Source organism: Streptomyces sp. AC550_RSS872 (assembly GCF_019049285.1).
Classification (GTDB): Bacteria; Actinomycetota; Actinomycetes; order Streptomycetales; family Streptomycetaceae; genus Streptomyces.
This window is the reverse complement of the sequence record NZ_JAGMUL010000145.1, coordinates 74322-94027: the sequence shown is the minus strand read 5'-3', so window position 1 is coordinate 94027 and position 19706 is coordinate 74322. Positions and strand designations below refer to the sequence as shown.

Genomic DNA, 19706 nt, shown 5'->3' with positions numbered 1-19706 from the left:
CGGCGTTCGGCGGTGCGGAAGGTGCCGTGGGGCTGCTGCGGGGTGCCCTCGGAGCGGGGGAAGAACTCGTACCAGGAGCCGTACAGCGCCCGCTCGCGCTCCACCAGCAGCGGCAGCGGGTCCGAAGCCGTCACCAGGTCCCGCAGCGGATACCGGCCCAGCACCGCGTCGACCTCGGGCGTCAGCGCGGCGGCCAACCGCCAGGCGGCCGGGCGGTTCTCGTCCCGCAGAGCCTCGACGGCCGCGAGGACCACGGACCGCCCCTCGCTCTCGGGCACGTCGGCGGCCGCCCGCTCGTACAGCCGCGCGCCCTCCTCCAGTACCAGTTCCGTGTCCATCCCGGCCGGGATCTTGATCTGGGCGTGGTGCCGCCAGGTGGTGACCGGGTCGCCCCAGGCCTCGACCCGGTAGGCCCAAAGGCCGGGCTCTCCGGCGGTGACGGTGGCGCCCCAGCGGTCGGTGCCGGGGGCCAGTTCCCGCATCGGTGTCCAGGGGCCGGGCCGGCCGTCGGGGTCGGTCAGGACGACGTTGGCGGCCACGGCGTCGTGTCCCTCGCGGAACACGGTCGCCGAGATCTCGAAGTTCTCGCCGGTCACCGCCTTCGCGGGCCTGCGTCCGTGCTGGACGACCGGGCGGACGTCGAGGACGGGTATGCGTCCGACACCGCCGGCCGTGTCGCTCGCGGAGGGTCGCTCCGGGGTCGGCGGTCCGGGGTCGGCGGTGACGGCGCGGGGGGTTGTGCTGACCGGTGGTGCCGCGGTGCGCGATGTCGGGGGTGAGGACGACTGGTGGTGCATGGCGGGCATGACCGCTCCTGTCCGCGTCAACTTGGGTGGGCGGATGGCTGTGGGGAGGTGGGTCCTGCGGGGTGGTGCGTGGTGTTTCCGTCGTGCGCCCGGGGGCGTACGGGTGGGGTGTACCGGAGGAGCCTTCCCACCCTATTCGGGTACGCAATCCGGCACTTTGTTAACTACTCACGCGTATGTCTACACACAAGACCGGCCCCGTTCCTCAGGAACGGGGCCGGTGCCTGCACTTGGCCGACAACAGGCGCTACGAGCCCGGTACTTGCAGGAGTTTGTTCGGTGAGCCGAGCCCCCGGCCGGAGACCTTGCCGGACGCCGCCTGCGCCACCAACGCCTTGGACACCTGTGCGGGCCCGGCCTTGGGATGGCCGGCCAGATAGAGCGCGGCCACGCCCGCCGCGTGCGGCGACGCCATCGACGTACCGGAGAAGGTAGCCCTGCCGGTGTTGCTCGCGTACGACGCGGAGGTGATCGCGACGCCGGGGGCGAAGACGTCCAGAACCGAGCCGAAGTTGGAGAAGCCCGCCCGTGCGTCCTTCTTGTCGGTGGCGCCCACGGTGATGGCCTCCTTCACCGCCGCGGGGGAGTACAGGCCGGCCGGCAGCCCGTCGTTGCCCGCCGCGACCGTGTAGGTGACGCCGGACGCGATGGAGTTGCGTACGGCGGCGTCCAGCTGCGCGTTGCGGTAGCCGCCGAGGCTGACGTTGGCGACCGCCGGCTTCTTCGCGTGCCTGGTCACCCAGTCGATGCCGGCGATGACCTGGGCGGTGGTGCCGCCACCGGCGTTGTCGAGGACGCGTACGGCGACGACCTTCGCGTTCTTGGCGACGCCGTACTGCTTGCCCGCGACGGTGCCGGCGACATGGGTGCCGTGACCGTTGCCGTCGCTCGCGGTCCTGTCGCCCCCGACGAAGTCCCAGCCGTAGCTGGCCCGGCCGCCGAAGTCCTTGTGCGAGATGCGGATGCCGGTGTCGATCACGTACACCGTCACTCCGGCGCCCGCGGACTCCGGCCAGGTGTAGCTCTTGTCCAGCGGCAGGTTCGGCTGGTCGATGCGGTCCAGGCCCCAGGACGGCGGGTTCTTCTGGTTGTGGTCCAGGGTCACCCGGGTGTCCTGGACGACCGAGGCGACCCGGGAGTCCGCCGCCAGCCGCTTGGCCTGTCTCTCGTCGGCCCGGACGGCGTAGCCGTTGAGGACCGTGCCGTAGGTGTGGCTGATTTTCGCGCCGTACTTGTCGGCGAGGCTCTTTCCGGCCGCCGACGGAGCCTTCGTTCCCCCCTTGAGCGTCACCAGGTAACTGCCGCTGACGGAGCCGGGTTCCCCGGCGCCGAGTATCTGCCCCTCGGGTGCGGCGTGCGCGGGCATGGTGGTGGCCGACAGCGCGGCGACACAGGTCACCGCGGTCAGACCCCCTGCCCAGCGCAGACGCCGTATGCGCGTCCGTGCCATGGTGTGAGTTCCCCTCCTCAAGTCGGCGCACGGCAGCCCTGGAGCACGGGGTGCACCCCGCCTGGACCGGTACGCCACCAGTCACCCTCTCGTGAGGTGAGAAGTCGCCACAAGCACGCCTACGGGGGCGGAATCGGCCATATCGGCCATGGGGGATGTGTAAAGGTTGCGGTCACTTTCGGACGAACGTGGACGGAATTGGCCCCTCCAGCGGTTGAGGACGAGGCTGTTCAGGCCGAAGCGGGGGTCTGGGGCGCAGCCGCCAGCGAGGGTGACACAAAGGCCGGTAACGTCATGGGCTACGGCGACGCACACTGTCGTGCGTCATCCAGCGAAGCGCCGAGGTGGAACCGTGAAGGCGATCCGTCGATTCACCGTCCGTCCAGTCCTCCCCGCACCCCTCCGGCCTCTGAGCGATCTCGCACGCAACCTGCGCTGGTCCTGGCATACGGAGACCCGCGATCTCTTCCAGTCCGTCGACCCCGAGGGCTGGGCCGCCTCGGGCAACGACCCCGTCCGGCTGCTGGGCAGCGTGTCGCCCGGGCGGCTCGCGGAGCTGGCGGAGGACCGCGGCTTCCTGCGCCGGCTCACCGCCGTGGCCGGCGACCTCGACGACTACGTCACCGGCGACCGCTGGTACCAGGACCGGTCCGCCGAACTCCCCGCCGCGGTCGCCTACTTCTCGCCCGAGTTCGGCATCACGGCCGCCCTGCCCCAGTACTCCGGGGGCCTCGGCATCCTCGCCGGCGACCACCTCAAGGCGGCCAGCGACCTGGGCGTACCGCTCGTCGGGGTCGGGCTGCTGTACCGGCACGGCTACTTCCGCCAGACCCTGTCCCGCGACGGCTGGCAGCAGGAGCACTACCCGGTCCTGGACCCCAACGAGCTGCCGCTCGCCCTGCTCGAGGAACCCGACGGCACTCCCGCCCAGGTCTCCCTCGCCCTGCCCGGCGGCAGGTCCCTGCACGCCCGTGTCTGGCTGGCCCAGGTCGGCCGCGTCCCGCTGCTGATGCTCGACTCGGACGTCGAGGAGAACGACCTCGGTGAACGCGGGGTGACCGACCGGCTCTACGGCGGCGGCAGCGAGCACCGGCTGCTCCAGGAGATGCTGCTGGGCATAGGGGGTGTGCGGGCGGTCCGGACGTACTGCCGGCTGACCGGCCACCCCGAACCCGAGGTCTTCCACACCAACGAGGGCCACGCCGGCTTCCTCGGCCTGGAGCGGATCGCCGAGCTGTGCGCCGAGGGGCTGGACTTCGACTCGGCGCTGGAGGCCGTCCGCGCCGGCACCGTCTTCACCACCCACACGCCCGTCCCGGCCGGCATCGACCGCTTCGACCGCGAGCTGGTCGCCCATCACTTCGGGCCCGCCGCCGAACTCCCGGTCATCGAGGTGGGCCGCATCCTCCAGCTCGGCATGGAGACCTACCCCGGCGGCGAACCGAACCTCTTCAACATGGCCGTGATGGGCCTGCGCCTCGGCCAGCGGGCGAACGGGGTCTCCCTCCTCCACGGCAACGTCAGCCGCGAGATGTTCTCCGGACTCTGGCCGGGATTCGACCCCGACGAGGTCCCCATCACCTCGGTCACCAACGGCGTCCACGCCCCGACCTGGGTCGCGCCCGAGGTCTTCCGCCTCGGCGCCCGGCAGATCGGTGTCCAGCGCACCGAGGACGCGATGACCGTCGGCGGCTCGGACCGCTGGGACGCCGTCGCGGAGATCCCCGACCAGGACATCTGGGAGCTGCGCCGGAACCTGCGCGAGCAACTGGTGGTGGAGGTACGGCAGCGTCTGCGCACCTCCTGGCGGCAACGCGGCGCCGGGACGGCCGAGTTGGGGTGGATCGACGGGGTCCTGGACCCCGACGTCCTGACGATCGGGTTCGCGCGCCGCGTCCCGTCGTACAAGCGGCTGACGCTGATGCTCCGCGACCGCGACCGCCTGATGGACCTGCTCCTGCACCCGGATCGGCCGATCCAGATCGTGGTGGCGGGCAAGGCGCACCCGGCGGACGACGGCGGCAAGCGCCTGGTGCAGGAGCTGGTGAGGTTCGCGGACGACCCGCGCGTGCGGCACCGGATCGTGTTCCTGCCGGACTACGGCATGGCGATGGCGCAGAAGCTGTACCCCGGCTGCGACATCTGGCTGAACAATCCCCTGCGCCCCCTGGAGGCCTGCGGCACCTCCGGCATGAAGGCGGCCCTGAACGGCTGTCTGAACCTGTCGGTGCTGGACGGCTGGTGGGACGAGTGGTTCCAGCCGGACTTCGGCTGGGCGATCCCCACGGCGGACGGCACCGGCACCGACCCCGACCACCGCGACGACATAGAGGCGGCGGCGCTCTACGACCTGCTGGAACAGCGCGTCACCCCCCGCTTCTACGAACGCGGCCAGGACGGACTGCCGGACCGCTGGATCGAGATGGTCCGCCAGACCCTCACCCTGCTCGGCCCGAAGGTCCTGGCGGGCAGGATGGTCCGCGAGTACGTGGAGCGCCTCTACACGCCGGCCGCGCAGGCCCACCGGACGATGACGCCGGACGCGGCGCGTGAGCTGGCGAGCTGGAAGACGCGGGTGCGCTCGGCCTGGCACGGCGTCACGGTCGACCACGTCGAGACGACGACGGCGACCCCCACCGCGGAACTGGGCTCGACCCTCAGTCTCCGGGTCCGCGTGGGACTGGGCGACCTCGGACCGGACGACGTGGAGGTCCAGGCGGTCTCGGGCCGCGTCGACTCCCAGGACCGCATCGCGGACGCGTCGACGGTCCCGCTGAAGCCGGTCGGCGGCCCGGACGCCGAGGGACGCCGGCTCTACGAGGGCCCCCTGTCCCTGGACCGCACGGGACCGTACGGCTACACGGTCCGCATCCTTCCGGCCCACCGGCTGCTGGCGTCGGGTGCGGAGCTGGGGCTGGTGGCGGTGCCTTCGCAGGACCTGGGGGAGGGGGCGGGGGTACTGCTGCGGTAGCCGGGTCGGCGGGGTCAGTCCTCGGCGGCGTCCTCGCACAGCCTGCGCAGCACCGTGCCGCAGCGTCGTGCGTACGCGTGCTGGAAGCCGCGGGTCGCCGGGCCGCCCGCTCGGGCGTACCACTTGGCGCCGCGGCTGAAGGCCCGCACGGTCAGCCAGACCGTGCCGTCGCCCGTGCGCTCCACCAGGAACGCCTCCTCGCCGCACTCGGGATGGCCGGAAAGCGTGCCGTAGGCCCAGCCGGTGCGGCGGTGCTCCTCCGCCGTCCAGACCACCCGGCACGGGGCCTTGATCAGGCCCGCGAGGGAGACGGTGACGTCGACGTCGGGGGCCGCGCGGTCGGCCGTCGCGTCGATGCCGACGCCCATCGCGCGGTGCATCTCCCAGGTCATCACCGCCTCGGAGGCTCTGCGGAAGACCCCGTCGCCCTCGCCGATGCGGGTGCGCACGTGCAGGGGGTGGAAGCCGGGCGGGCAGAAGCCGTTCTCCCGGGTCGCGCCGACGGCGTCGTACGTGAAGGACATGGGTCCCAAGCGTAAGGCGGCACCCGGGGATGCCTTCGTCCCGGGTGCCGCCCCTTCGATCGGACCTATGTCAGCTGACGTTGACGCCGGACCAGGCCGCCGCCACCGCCTTGTACTCCGTGCTGCCGGTGCCGCCGTACAGGGCGGACGCGGCGTTCAGGGTCGCCGTGCGGGCGGCCTTGTAGTTGGTCGTCGACGTCATGTACTCGGTCAGCGCCTTGTACCAGATGGCGGCGGCCTTGTCGCGGCCGATGCCGGTGACCGTGGAGCCGTTGGACGTCGGGGAGTTGTAGCTCACCCCGTTGATCGTCTTGGCGCCGCTGCCCTCCGAGAGGAGGTAGAAGAAGTGGTTCGCGGGGCCGGACGAGTGGTGGACGTCCATGCCGCCGAGCGACGACGACCAGTTGTCGGCCGACGAGCCGTCCTTGCTGGGCTTGTCCATGTAGCGCAGCGGGGTGCCGTCGCCGTTGATGTCGATCTTCTCGCCGATGAGGTAGTCACCGACGTCGGCGGAGTTCTTGGCGTAGAACTCGACCGCCGTGCCGAAGATGTCGGAGGTGGCCTCGTTCAGGCCGCCGGACTCGCCCGAGTAGACCAGGCCCGCCGTGTTCGATGTGACGCCGTGCGTCATCTCGTGGCCTGCCACGTCCAGCGAGGTGAGCGGCTTGGTGTTGCCTTCGCCGTCGCCGTACGTCATGCAGAAGCAGCTGTCGTCCCAGAACGCGTTGACGTAGGCGTTGCCGTAGTGGACGCGCGAGTACGCGGCCTTGCCGTCGTTCTTGATGCCGCTGCGGCCGAAGGTGCTCTTGTAGTAGTCCCAGGTCGTCTGGGCGCCGTAGGCGGCGTCGACCGCGGCCGTCTGGTCGCTGGAGGAGCTGCCGAACGTGCCGGTGCCCCACGTGTCGTCGGCGTCGGTGAACAGGGTGCCGGTGCCGGAGGTGCGACGGGCCAGGTTGTACGTCTTGTGGCCGCCGCGCGAGGCGTCGTTGAGCTGGTACGTCGAACCCGACAGGGCCGTGCCCAGGGTGACCGTGCCCGAGTAGCCGCTCTTGCCGGTGCCGGTCTCGATGCCCTGGTACTCGTAGAGCTTCTTGCCGGTGGCGGCGTCGGTGATGACGTGCAGCTCGTTCGGGGTGCCGTCCTCCTGGAGGCCGCCGACGACCGTCTCGTAGGCGAGGGTCGGCGTGCCGCTCGCGGCCCAGATCACCTTGCGGGGCGCCTTGTCCGCCTCGGTCTTCGTCGAGCCGGCCGACTTGGCGAGCGAGACCGCCTGGCCCTCCGCCTTGGCCGCGGTGATGGCCGGCTTCAGCGAGGCGACCTTGATGGCGGCCTTCGTCGCCTTGGTGACGCCCTTACTCGCGCCCGACGCCGACTCGTGGACGACCAGGTCGCCGCCGAGGACGGGCAGGCCCGCGTAGGTGCGCTCGTAGCGGGTGTGGACGGTGCCGTCGGCGTCCTTGACGACGTCCTTGACGACCAGCTTCTCCTGGGCGCCGAGGCCTATCGCGTCGGCGGTCTCGGCCGCCTCGGCCTGCTGGTCCTTGATGAGGGCGGTGCGGGCCGCGGGGGCCAGCGCGACCGGGACGGCCGACGGGGCGGCCTTGGCGCCGGCGTCCGCGGGGGCCGCGGCCGAAGTGCCGGTGCTCAGACCGGTGGTGAGCAGGGCTCCGGCCGCCACGGCGGTGGCGATGGCCAGAGTGGTCCGCTTGTGACGCGCGTAGAGGGAGGTCACACGAGCTCCTTTTGTGGGGGAAGTGCTGTGGTGCTTGTGCGGCGGGTGCAAGGAGAGTGACACCTGGGTCGCGTACATGTCAGGAGGGTGCGGTGATGTTGGCCGAAAGTTGACTGTCCGGTAAATGTTTCAGAAATATGAACGGACGCCGTCCCGGTGGGAGTTGAACCCACCGAGACGGCGCCCTGTCAGGGGCAGACCCCGAACGGGCCTACGGGAAGGTGAGCTTCCAGCCGTTGATGTGGCCGGTGTCGACGGCCGCGTTGTCCTGGACCCGCAACTGCCAGACGCCGTTGGCGACTTCGGAGGACGCGTTCACCGTGTAGGTGGTGTTCAGGTTGTCCGCGCTGCCGCCGGTTCCGTACGCCTTCAGCGTGTACGCCGTGCCGTCGGGAGCGACCAGGTCCACCTTGAGGTCACCGATGTAGGTGTGGACGATGTCCACCGCGACCTGGAGGTTGGACGGCGCGTTGCCTGTCCGGCCGGAGACGGTGATCGGCGAGGTGACCGCCGCGCCCCGGTCCGGGATCGCCACGTCGGTGCCGCTCTCGAAGGACGTACCGCCACCGCCGCCGCCCCCGTCGGAGCGCGCGCCCACGTTGACGCCCGCCCAGGCGTCCTGCACCGCCTTGTACTCGGCGCTGGTGGTGCCGTACAGCTCACCGGTCGCCGCGAGGGTGCCGGTGCGGGCCGCCGCGTAGTTGGTCGTGGACGTGAACTTGGTGGTCAGTGCCCGGAACCAGATCTTCTCCGCCTTGCCGCGGCCGATGCCGGTGACCGGAAGGCCGTCCGAGGTGGGCGAGTTGTAGGTGACACCGTTGATGGTCTTGGTGCCGCTGCCCTCGCTCAGCAGATAGAAGAAGTGGTTGGCGGGGCCCGACGAGTAGTGCACGTCGATCGAGCCGATACCCGAGTACCAGGCGTCCTTGGACGAGCCGTCCTGGCTCGGCCGGTCCATGTAGCGCAGCGGGGTGCCGTCGCCGTTGATGTTGATCTCCTCGCCGATGAGGTAGTCACCCACGTCGGAGGAGTTGTTCGCGAAGAACTCGACGGTCGAGCCGAAGATGTCGGAGGTGGCCTCGTTCAGACCGCCGGACTCGCCGGAGTAGTTCAGGCCCGCGGTGTTGGAGGTGAGCCCGTGGGTCATCTCGTGCGCGGCCACGTCGATCGAGGTCAGCGGGTTGGCGTTGCCCGAGCCGTCGCCGTACGTCATGCAGAAGCAGCTGTCGGACCAGAACGCGTTGACGTAGTTGTTGCCGTAGTGGACCCGGGAGTACGCGCCGACGCCGTCGCCGCGGATACCCGAACGCCCGTGCACGTTCTTGTAGTAGTCCCAGGTCAGCGCGGCACCGTAGTGCGCGTCGGCGCCCGCGGACTCCAGGTTGGACGGGCTGCCGTTGCCCCAGATGTCGTCGGCTCCGGAGAAGAGGGTGCCGGTGCCGGAGGTGCCGCGGCCCAGGTTGTACGTCTTGTGGTTGCCGCGCGCGCCGTCGGTGAGGTTGTACGTCGAACCGGACTGCGTGGTCGTGAGGTCGACCGTGCCGCTGTACACCGTGTTGCCGGTGCCGGTCTCGATGGCCTCCCACTCGTACAGCTTCTCGCCGGTGGTGGCGTCGGTGATGACGTGCAGTTCCTGCGGGGTGCCGTCGTGCTGGAAGCCGCCGACGACCGTCTCGTACGCGACGGCCGGTGTGCCGCTCGCGGCCCAGATCACCTTGCGCGGGGCCCGGTTGACGTCCGGGCTCTTGGCGTCCTCCGCCTTCGCCGCGGCCAGTGCCTGCTTCTCCGCCTTGGCGGCGGGGACGGCGGCGGTCGTGGTGGCCGGCTCGACGGCGGCTCGGGTCGCCTTCACGACGTCCTTGGTCGCACCGGCCTTCGTGGTCTCGACGACCAGGTCGCCGCCGAGGACGGGCAGACCGTCGTACGTCCGCTCGTAGCGGGTGTGGACCGTGCCGTTGCCGTCCTTGACGACGTCACGGACGACCAGCTTCTCCTTGGCGCCGAGGCCCAGGTCCTCGGCGGTGTCCGCCTTCGCGGCGTTGGCCTCGCGTATCAGCTCGGCGCGCTGGGCGGGGGACAGCTTGACGGACTCTGCGCCCGGTATGACCCTTCCCGCGGCCGACGGTGCCTTCTCCGGGGCTGCGGTGGCGGCGCCCGACTGGACGGCCGCGGCGATCAGGGCGGAGACGCCGACGAGGGCCACGGCTGCGGCCCTGCGGGGCGCCGTGGGGCGCTGTGCTGCGTGGGGGGTGCGTCTGTGGGAGGAACTGTCTCTCAACACTGACTCCTTCTGCGCGGCCGCGGATCACGCGGCCAGGGGAGACCGGACGGCGGGTGGGCCGTCCGGGCGATACGTGGTGGTACGCAGAACGACGTGCGCGTGCGGGAACGGACGTGCGCGTGCGGGAGTACAGCCGCGGGCACCGCCGTGTGACGGTGCTGTGGGGTTGCTGTGTCGCGGCCGTGGGAACAGTGGCAGGTGACTGCGGTTTCTGTCAGGACCGCGTCAGGAAGTTGGCCGGAAATCGTTCGTTGTCCGGGAGTTCACGTTCGATAAACGGACCGGACAGACGAGACGGGCCAGGCCCACGGGACGGACCGGACGGCTCAGTCGTCGATACGGGCGAGATCCCGCAGCCAGGCGGCCGCGTTGCCGTCCGATGGCGCCCGCCAGTCGCCGCGCGGGGAGAGCGAACCCCCCGCCGAGACCTTCGGCCCGTTCGGCATGGCGGACCGCTTGAACTGTGCGAACGCGAAGAACCGACGGCAGAAGACCTCCAGCCAGCGCCGGATCTCCGCCAGGTCGTAGGCCACCCGCTTGGCCTCCGGGAAGCCGGGCGGCCAGGCACCGGCCTCCGGGTCGTGCCAGGCGTGCCAGGCCAGGAAGGCGATCTTCGACGGCCGGAAGCCGTACCGCAGCACCTGGAAGAGCGTGAAGTCGTGCAGCGCGTACGGGCCGATCTTGGACTCCGTCGACTGCATCTCCTCGCCCGGGACCAGCTCCGGGCTGATCTCGGTGTCGAGGATCGCGGCCAGCGTCTTGCCGGTCTCCTCGTCGAACTGCCCGCTGCCGATGACCCAGCGGATCAGATGCTGGATCAGCGTCTTCGGCACACCGGAGTTGACGTTGTAGTGGCTCATCTGGTCGCCCACGCCGTACGTGGACCAGCCCAGCGCCAGCTCCGACAGGTCGCCGGTGCCGAGGACGATGCCGCCGCGCTGGTTGGCGAGCCGGAACAGGTAGTCGGTGCGCAGACCGGCCTGCACGTTCTCGAAGGTGACGTCGTAGACCGGCTCACCGGACGCGAACGGGTGGCCCATCTCCTTGAGCATCAGCCGTGCCGTCGGCGTGATGTCCAGCTCGGCCGCGGTGACGCCGAGCGAGTTCATCAGCTTGTGGGCGTTGTCCTTGGTGTGGTCGCTGGTGGCGAAGCCCGGCAGGGTGAACGCGAGGATGTCGCTGCGCGGCCGGCCCGCGCGGTCCATCGCCCGGGCGGCGACGATCAGCGCGTGCGTGGAGTCCAGGCCGCCCGACACACCGATGACGACCTTCGGGCCGCCGATCGCGCCCAGCCGCTGCTGGAGGCCCGCGACCTGGATGTTGTACGCCTCGTAGCAGTCCAGGGCGAGCCGGTCGGCGTCGGCGGGCACGAACGGGAAGCGCTCGACCCGGCGTTCGAGGCCGAGGTCGGTCGTCGGCGGGTCGAGGCGGAACGTGACGCGCCGGAAGTCACCGGTGCGGGCCGCGTGGGTACGCCGGTTGTCGTCGAACGTGCCCATCCGGTGCCGCTCCTGCCGCAGCAGGTCCAGATCGACGTCGGCGACCGCGTACTGGTCGTCGAGCGGGAAGCGGTCCGACTCGGCCAGCAGGACGCCGTTCTCGTAGATCATGGTCTGGCCGTCCCACGACAGGTCCGTGGTCGACTCGCCCAGACCGGCCGCCGAGTAGACGTACGCGGCCAGACAGCGCGCGGACGCCGCCCGGCACAGCAGCCGCCGGTCCTCGGCCCGGCCGACCGTGATCGGGCTGCCGGAGAGGTTGGCGAGCACGGTCGCGCCGGCCAGCGCGGCCTCCGCGCTCGGCGGCACCGGCACCCACATGTCCTCGCAGACCTCCGCGTGCAGGACCAGCCCCGGGACGTCCTCCGCCTCGAAGAGCAGGTCCACGCCGAACGGCACCTGCGCGCCGCCGACCCGGATCGTCCCGCCGCGCTCGTCGTCACCCGAGGCGATCTGCCGCTGCTCGTAGAACTCGCGGTAGTTCGGCGGGTACGACTTCGGCGCCACGCCGAGGATCCGGCCGCGGTGCACGATCACGGCGCAGTTGTAGATCCGGTGGCGATGGCGCAGCGGGGCACCGACGACCAGCACGGGCAGCAGCTCCGCCGACCCGGCGACGACCGCGCCGAGCGCCTCCTCGACCTCGTCGAGCACCGCGTCCTGGAGCAGCAGGTCCTCGATCGAGTAGCCGGTCAGTCCCAGCTCGGGGAAGACGGCGACGGCCACGCCCTCCTGTGCGCACGCGCGCGCCTGCCGCAGCACCGCCTCCGCGTTGGCCCGCGGGTCGGCGATGACGGTGTGGCCCGTGCACGCGGCGACCCGCGCGAAGCCGTGCTGGTAGATCGACCAGAAGTTCAATGGACTGCGGCTTTCTGCTGTGGCTTCTGCTGTGGCGTTCTTCGGCGTGTCAGCGATCTCCTACGCCTTCGAGCATAGATCCCCTGCTCAGGCGGGCCGCTCCCCGTGCCAGGACCGCCACAGCGCCGCGTACGCCCCGCCCGCCGCGACCAGCTCGTCATGGCTGCCGAGCTCGGTGAGCAGACCGTTCTCCATCACTGCCACCCGGTCGGCGTCGTGCGCGGTGTGCAGCCGGTGCGCGATGGCGATGACCGTACGGCCCTCCAGGACGGCCGCCAGGGCGCGCTCGGTGTGCCGGGCGGTCGTCGGGTCGAGCAGCGCCGTCGCCTCGTCGAGGATCAGGGTGTGCGGGTCGGCCAGCACCACGCGGGCCAGGGCGAGCTGCTGGGCCTGCGAGCCGTCCGTGCCGTGGCCCCCGTCGCCCAGCGCCGTGTCGAGGCCGTCGGGCAGCCGCCGTACCCAGCCGTCGGCGCCGACCGCCGTGAGCGCGGCCCACACCTGCTCGTCCGTGGCGGACGGCTCGGCGATCCGCAGGTTGTCGCGCACCGTGCCGAGGAAGACGTGGTGCTCCTGCGTCACCAGGACGACCTGGCGGCGCAGCTGCTCCGGGCCGAGCGCGACGACCGGGACGCCGCCGACCGTGACGGAGCCGGCGGTGGGCGCGTCCACGCCCGCCAGCAGTCTGCTCAGGGTGGTCTTGCCGGCGCCGGACGGGCCGACCACGGCGAGGCGTTCGCCCGGGCGGACAGTCAGGTCGACGCCGCCGAGGACCTCGCCGCCGCGGTCGTAGGCGTAGCGCACGCCGGTCACTTCGATCAGGTCGTTCGCCGGGACGGGAGAGCCGGCGTCCGTGGCTCTCGGAGCGCTCGCCAGGCCCTCCACGCGGGCGAAGGAGGCACCGCTGCTCTGGAGTTGCTCGACGCGCATCAGGATCTCGTCCAGCGGACCCACCATCTGCTGGAGATACAGCGCCGCCGCGACCACCGTGCCCAGGCTGATGGTGCCCCGCGCGTGCAGGGCCCCGCCGACGAGCAGAACCGTCGCCACGGGGACGAGATAGGCGATCTCGACCGACGGGAAGAACACCGAGCGCAGGAAGAGAGTGTGCAGCCGGGTCCGGCGGGACGTCTCCAGCGCCTCCCGGCTCGCCGCCACCCGCCGCCGCTCCAGCCGCAGCGCCTCCACGGTGCGGGCGCCGGACGCGGTCGCCGCGAGGATCTCCGCGACGTCCGAGGTGGCCGCGCCCTCGGCGAGGTAGCCGGTGCGGGCACGGCGCAGATACCAGCGCAGCACCGGCCACAGACCGGCCAGGCCGAGCAGACCGCAGGCGCCGAGCAGGGGGTCCAGCACGAAGACCGCGCCCAGCAGGAACAGGACCTGTACGGAGTTGATGAGCAGCTCCGGCCCGGCGTCGCGCAGGGTGGTGCCGACGGCCGCCACGTCGGCGGTGCCGCGTGCGGTCAGGTCCCCGGTGCCGGCCCGCTCCACTACCGACGCGGGCAGCGAGAGGGTGCGGCTCACGAACTGCTCGCGGACGCGGGCGAGGGTGCGTTCGCCGAAGCGGTGGCCTACGTAGCGGGCCCAGCGGGCCAGCAACAGCTGGGCTGTTGCCGCTGTCAGGATGGCCAGGGCGAGCTTGTCGACGGACGTCACGTCCGCGCCGCGTTTGACTTCGTCGATGATGCGCCCCACCAGGTAGGGGCCGGCGAGGCCGGTGAGGGCTGCGAGGGCGTTGAGGGCGAGTACGGCTGTGAAGGCTTTGGCGTCGGCTCGGATGAGGTGGGTGGTGGCTCGGCGGACCTCTCGGGGCTCGGCGACTGGGAGGGCTGTTCGGCTACTGGGTGGGGACTTGAGGTGTTTTGCCGGGTGCGGGAGCGATGTGGTTGATCGCGCAGTTCCCCGCGCCCCTTTGGGGCGTCGCTGCTCCGTCACCTCAAGATCTCCTCGGCGTCTTCGTCCCTGGCCACCAGGGCTCGGTAGCCCGGCTCGGCGTCCAGCAACTCCCGGTGGGTGCCCGTCGCCGCCACCTTGCCGTTGACCAGGAAGTGAACCGTGTCCGCGCGGTCCAGGACCAGCGGGGACGTGGTGGTGACGAGCGTTGTGCGGCCGGTGCGTTCGGTGTGCAGGCGGTCGGCCACGCGGGCCTCTGTGTGGGCGTCCAGCGCCGAGGTGGGTTCGATCGCGAGGAGGATCTCCGGGTCGGCAAGGAGGGCGCGGACCAGGCGGACGCGTTGGCGTTGGCCGCCGGAGAGGTTGCGGGCCTGGGCGTCGATCGGAGTGTCGAGGCCGTCGGACAGGCCCCGGACGATGTCCTCGGCGACCGCGGTGCGCACGGCCTGCGCGATCGTCGCCTCGTCACGGTCCGTGGGGCCGGCGACCAGTTGGCGCAGTGTGTCCGCGAACAGGTCGGCCTCGTGGTCGGCGACCAGGATGCGCTGCCTGAGCTGCGGCAGGGCGATCTCGGACAGGGGCACTTCGCCCCAGGTCGCCGAGGACGGGACGTAGCGGCCCAGGCGGTCGACGACGGCCGCGGCGTCGGCGGGCAGCGCCCCGGCCAGCACGGTCAGGCGGCCCGGCAGCACCCGTACCCCGGACTCGGGGTCGTACAGCACCGCCGGTTCGGCCGGCGCGTCCCGGGTACCGGTGTCCGGCATCGGCTCCAGCCGCAGGAACCGTACGACCCGTCGCGCCGCCACCACGCCACGGCTGACCTGGTAGCCGCACTCGATGAGGAAGGCCACCGGCCCCACCAGCACCGCGACATAGCCGTACACCGACACCAACTCGCCCACGGTGATGTCCCCCCGGGCGGCCAGCCGCGCCGCGAGCCAGGTCACCACGGCCAGGAACAGCGTCGGCAGTCCCACGCCGAGCGCCTGCACCCAGCTGGTCACCGCGCCGACCCGGTACCCCTGCGCCCGCAGCCGCTGCGAGTCACGGTGGAAGGCGTCCGCGACCAGTCCCTTGCCGCCGAGGCCGTTGAGGACGCGCAGCCCGCCCGCGAGGTCGGCGATCCGTGCGGTCAGCACGCCCTGCCGCTCCCGGTACTCCGTCTCCGTTCCCTGGAGCCGCCCCAGCAGCGGTCCGACGAGCACGCCGACCAGCGGCATCCCGAGCAGCACCACGACGGCGATCGGCACCGACACCGACACCAGCAGCCCGGCGATCACCAGATAGGCGACGACCGCCCCGAACCCGGGGCCGACGACGGTCAGGGAGCCGCTGATCGTCTGGACGTCGCCCACGCCGATCGTGACGACCTCCCCGGCCCCGATCCGGCGCGGCAGCGCGGCCCCCAGGCGCACCGCGTGCCCGATCAGCACCTTGACCGTGCGGAAGTTGGCGTCCATCCGCACCCGGGTCATCGTGCGGTGCCGCATGATGCTCAGCCAGGCGTTGAACGCGCCCACCGCGAACAGCGCGCCCGTCCACCCCGCCAGGGCGCCGTGGTCACCGGCCGCCAGCCCGTCGTCGACGGCACGGGACATCAGGTACGGCGTCGCGGCCAGCAGCACCATCCACACACTGGAGATCAGCGCCCCGACGACGGACCGCGTCGCCTGGCGCATGACCAGCCACCACAGATACCGCCCTCCGCCGCGACAGTCGGGCTCGCCCGGATCCTCGTACGCGTCGATCACCTGTGGTCCCCCCGGAACATCACGCCAGACTGTCCCGCCACGCCCGGTGCAGATCCGCGAACCTGCCCGTCCCCGCGACGAGTTCGGCGGGCGTGCCGTCCTCGACGATCTTCCCGTGCTCCATGACCAGTACGCGGTCCGCGATCTCCACCGTGGACAGCCGGTGGGCGATCACGACCGCCGTACGCCCGTGCAGGACCGTCGACATCGCGCGCTGCACGGCCCGCTCACCGGGGATGTCGAGCGAGCTGGTGGCCTCGTCGAGGATCAGTACGGCCGGGTCGGCGAGCAACGCCCGGGCGAAGGCGACGAGTTGGCGCTGACCGGCGGAGATACGGCCGCCCCGCTTGCGTACGTCGGTGTCGTAGCCGTCGGGCAGGGAGCTGATGAAGTCGTGCGCGCCGATGGCCTTCGCGGCCTGCTCGATCTCCTCGCGGGTGGCGTCGGGCCGGCCGATGGCGATGTTCTCGGCGACCGTGCCGGAGAACAGGAACGCCTCCTGCGTCACCATCACCACGCCCCGCCGCAGCTCGGGCACGGCCAGCTCGCGCAGGTCGACGCCGTCGAGGAGGACCCGGCCGTCGGAGGGGTCGTAGAACCGGGCGAGCAGCTTGGCCAGGGTCGACTTGCCCGCGCCGGTGGAGCCGACGACCGCGACCGTCTGCCCGGCCGGCATCGTCAGGTCGAAGCGGGGCAGCACCTCGCCGCCGGTGCGGTAGCCGAACCGGACGCCGTCGAAGACGACCTCGCGGCCGGGGTGTTCCGAGGCGAGTGCCGGGAGCTGCCGGGGCGCGGACGGCTCGGGCACGGACGGGGTCTGGGCCAGCAGCCCGGCGATCTTCTCCAGGGAGGCCGCCGCCGACTGGTAGGAGTTGAGGAACATGCCGAGCCGGTCGATCGGGTCGTACAGCCGCCGCAGATACAGCACGGCCGCCGCCAGCACACCGAGGGCCAGCGTGCCGCCCGCGACCCGGTAGGCGCCCCACAGCACGATCCCCGCTACTGCGGTGTTGGCGACCAGGCGGGAGCCGACGACGTAACGGGCCATCTCCAGCAGCGCGTCGCCGTTCGTGCGCTCGTGCCGGGTGTTCAGGACCCGGAAGTCGGCGTCGTTGGCGGCCTCGCGGCGGAAGGCGCGCACCGGGCGGATGCCGTTCATCGTCTCGACGAACTTCACGATCACGGCCGCGATGGCGGTGGACCGCAGGGTGTACACGCGCGCGGCGCGCCGCCGGTAGAGCCGTACGAGGAGGTACAGCGGCACGAAGGAGGCCACGGCGACCGTGCCGAGGCCGAGGTCGAGCCAGAGCAGCATCGCCGAGATGTAGACGAAGGACAGGATGACGGTGACGAGTTCCTGGAGGCCCTCGTCGAGCAGCTCGCGCAGGGACTCCACGTCCGTGGTGGAACGGGAGATGAGCCGGCCCGAGGTGTAGCGCTCGTGGAAGTCGAGGCTCAGGGCCTGGGCGTGGCGGAAGATTCGGCCGCGCAGGTCGAGCAGCACGTCCTGGTTGACGCGGGCCGAGAGCAGGATGAACGCGTACTGGAGGACGCCGGAGGCCAGCGCGCACAGCAGATAGGCGACGCCGACCGCGATCAGCGGGCCGAGGTCGTCGCGCCGGAACGCCGGTACGGCCGAGTCGATGGCGTACGCCACCAGCAGCGGGCCTGCCTGCACGGCCGCCTGCTGGAGCAGCAGCAGAAGCGTGGTGACGGCGACGCGGGCCTTCATCGGGGCGAGCAGGGAGCGCAGGAGGGCTGCGGTGGCACCCGGGGGAGTGGGCAGGACGTCGCGGTCGAACGGGTCGTTTGGCCCGGCGGGCCCGGGTTCCTCGGCCGACTGTTCCTTGCCCGGTGCGGTGGCGGTGGTCGCCGTCATCGGTCGGCCTCCTCGGTCCCGGCCATGAGATGGGCGTACTCGGCGTTCGTGCGCAGCAGTTCGTGATGGGTGCCGACGGCGGCGATCCGGCCGCCGGAGAGCAGGGCGACGCGGTCCGCGAGCAGCACGGTGGAGGGTCTGTGGGCGACGATGAGGGCGGTGGTCTCCGCAAGCACCTCCCGCAGCGCGGCCTCCACGGCGGCCTCGGTGTGCACGTCCAGGGCGGACAGGGGGTCGTCGAGGACGAGGAACCTGGGCCGGCCGACGACCGCCCGCGCGAGCGCGAGGCGCTGGCGCTGACCGCCGGAGAGACTGAGGCCCTGCTCGCCGACCTGGGTCTCGGTGCCGTGGGGCAGGTCATGCGCGAACGCGGCCTGCGCGACGCCGAGGGCCCGCTCCAGCTCGGGCTCGCCCGCGCCCTCTCCGGCGCCCATGAGAACGTTGTCCGCGACGCTGGCCGAGAAGAGGGTGGGTTCCTCGAAGGCGACGGCGACGAGGTCGCGCAGCGATTTCCTGTCCATCGCGGAGATGTCGTGGCCGTCGAGGGTGATGTGGCCGGACGTCACCTCGTGGAGGCGGGGGATGAGGGCGGTCAGGGTTGTCTTGCCGCTGCCTGTCGGGCCTACGAGGGCCATGGATTCGCCGGGGCGGATGTGGAGGTCGATGTTGTCGAGGGTGGGAGGGGAGTCTTCGGGGGCGTCGGGATAGCGGAAGCGGACGTTGTGGAAGCGGATGCCATCGTTGTCGGGTGCGGGTTGTTCGTGGCTGGTCGCGCCCCGCGGCGGAGCCGCAAATTGACCCAGCCCCGCGCCCCTTTGGGGCGCTTCCGGCTCCGGCGTTTGATCCATGACCTCGAAATAGCGCTCCGTGGCCGTCGCCGCCTCCTGACTCATCGCCAGCAGAAAGCCGATGGAGTCCACCGGCCACCTCAGCGCGAGCGCCGTCGACAGGAACGCCACCAGCGTGCCCGCCGACAGTTCCCCGTCCGCCACCTGCACCGCGCCCAGCACCAGCGCCGCCCCGATGGCCAGCTCCGGCAGCGTCACGATGACGCCCCAGATCGTGGCGAGCAGCCGGGCCTTGTGGAGCTCCGTGCCGCGCAGGGTGCGGGACAGCTCGCGGAACGCCCGGGCCTGAGTGCGGTGCCGGCCGAAGCCCTTGATGATCCGGATGCCGAGCACGCTCTCCTCGACGACCGTCGTCAGATCGCCGACCTGGTCCTGCGCACGGCGCGCCACGGAGGCGTACCGCTTCTCGAAGATCACGCAGGTGACCATCACGGGCACGGCCGGGATGAGGATGACCAGCCCCAGCGTCCAGTCCTGGAGCAGCATGATGACCACGCCGACCAGAATCGTCACACCGTTGACCAGCAGGAACGTCAACGGGAACGCGAGGAACATGCGCAGCAGCATCAGATCGGTCGTGCCCCGCGACAGCAGCTGCCCCGACGCCCACCGGTCGTGGAACGCCACCGGAAGCCGCTGGAGATGGCGGTACAGATCAGCCCGCATCGACGCCTCGACGCCCGCCAGCGGCCGCGCCACCAGCCACCGCCGCAGCCCGAACAGCAACGCCTCCCCGATCCCGAGCAGCAGCAGATACAGCGCGCCGAGCCACACCCCCGCCGGATCCCGGTCGGCGACGGGCCCGTCCACCATCCACTTCAGGACGAGCGGAATGACCAGCGCCAGGCAGGAGGCGACGATCGCCACGGCCGCGGCGGTGAACAACCGCACCCGCACGGGCCGCACATACGGCCACAGCCGCAGCAGCGTCCGCACGGCGGATCGGTCGGAACGGTCGGCTCGGTCAGGCCTGTCCTCGGCGGTTGCACGTGTCGTCACCATCAGTAGCGAGCCTACGGATCGCCACTGACACTGCCCACCGAGTTTTGGCCGGTCCGGATTCGGTCGCTGGTCCTACGACCGGCGTGTTCGAGGGGTCGTACAACGGCGAGGGCGCGGTCGTCGTCCATCCGGTCGTAGGGCGCCATCATCCGATCGGTCGATGCGGCTTCGAGCGCGACGGCCGATGTGACGGCCCCGGCCTCGCCGCGACCCTG

Annotated in this window: 11 protein-coding genes; 1 reads left to right on the top strand and 10 read right to left on the bottom strand. The window is 71.5% G+C overall.

What is annotated here, in order from left to right:
* A partial coding sequence (locus KUM44_RS37035) for a maltotransferase domain-containing protein (RefSeq protein ID WP_217214155.1) occupies positions 1 to 806 on the bottom strand: 806 nt, incomplete at its 3' end.
* Positions 807 to 1053: 247 nt separating this feature from the next.
* Positions 1054 to 2256 carry a S8 family peptidase gene (locus KUM44_RS37030; RefSeq protein ID WP_217214154.1) on the bottom strand — a complete coding sequence of 401 codons (1203 nt, stop codon included), beginning with the start codon at positions 2254 to 2256 and terminating at the stop codon, positions 1054 to 1056.
* Positions 2257 to 2608: 352 nt separating this feature from the next.
* On the opposite strand from KUM44_RS37030, the gene KUM44_RS37025 reads away from it, so the two are divergent.
* Positions 2609 to 5227: a glycosyltransferase family 1 protein gene (locus tag KUM44_RS37025; protein WP_217214153.1), complete on the top strand. Its 2619-nt coding sequence runs from the start codon at positions 2609 to 2611 to the stop codon at positions 5225 to 5227.
* A gap of 14 nt (positions 5228 to 5241) precedes the next feature.
* Here KUM44_RS37025 and KUM44_RS37020 read toward each other — a convergent pair whose 3' ends face one another.
* The 8 genes from KUM44_RS37020 to KUM44_RS36985 all read right to left on the bottom strand — a co-directional run bounded on the left by KUM44_RS37020 (position 5242) and on the right by KUM44_RS36985 (position 19491).
* Positions 5242 to 5751, bottom strand: a complete 510-nt coding sequence (locus tag KUM44_RS37020; RefSeq protein ID WP_217214152.1) for a DUF1990 family protein — start codon at positions 5749 to 5751, stop codon at positions 5242 to 5244.
* A gap of 70 nt (positions 5752 to 5821) precedes the next feature.
* Positions 5822 to 7483: a M4 family metallopeptidase gene (locus tag KUM44_RS37015; protein ID WP_217214151.1), complete on the bottom strand. Its 1662-nt coding sequence runs from the start codon at positions 7481 to 7483 to the stop codon at positions 5822 to 5824.
* Positions 7484 to 7694: 211 nt separating this feature from the next.
* Positions 7695 to 9761, bottom strand: coding sequence for a M4 family metallopeptidase (locus KUM44_RS37010; RefSeq protein WP_217214150.1), 2067 nt, complete (start codon positions 9759 to 9761; stop codon positions 7695 to 7697).
* 329 nt (positions 9762 to 10090) lie between these two features.
* Positions 10091 to 12121: an NAD(+) synthase gene (locus KUM44_RS37005; protein WP_217214149.1), complete on the bottom strand. Its 2031-nt coding sequence runs from the start codon at positions 12119 to 12121 to the stop codon at positions 10091 to 10093.
* Positions 12122 to 12208: 87 nt separating this feature from the next.
* Complete coding sequence (locus KUM44_RS37000) at positions 12209 to 14053, bottom strand: ABC transporter ATP-binding protein (RefSeq protein WP_217214148.1); 1845 nt, start codon at positions 14051 to 14053, stop codon at positions 12209 to 12211.
* Positions 14050 to 15762, bottom strand: a complete 1713-nt coding sequence (locus KUM44_RS36995) for an ABC transporter ATP-binding protein (RefSeq protein WP_217214147.1) — start codon at positions 15760 to 15762, stop codon at positions 14050 to 14052. The genes KUM44_RS37000 and KUM44_RS36995 overlap by 4 nt, the downstream gene beginning before the upstream one ends.
* 19 nt (positions 15763 to 15781) lie before the next feature.
* A complete protein-coding gene (locus tag KUM44_RS36990; RefSeq protein ID WP_217214146.1) occupies positions 15782 to 17641 on the bottom strand; it encodes an ABC transporter ATP-binding protein in 1860 nt (619 codons plus the stop codon).
* Positions 17638 to 19491, bottom strand: coding sequence for an ABC transporter ATP-binding protein (locus KUM44_RS36985; RefSeq protein ID WP_217214145.1), 1854 nt, complete (start codon positions 19489 to 19491; stop codon positions 17638 to 17640). The genes KUM44_RS36990 and KUM44_RS36985 overlap by 4 nt, the downstream gene beginning before the upstream one ends.
* Between the last annotated feature and the right edge of the window lie 215 nt (positions 19492 to 19706).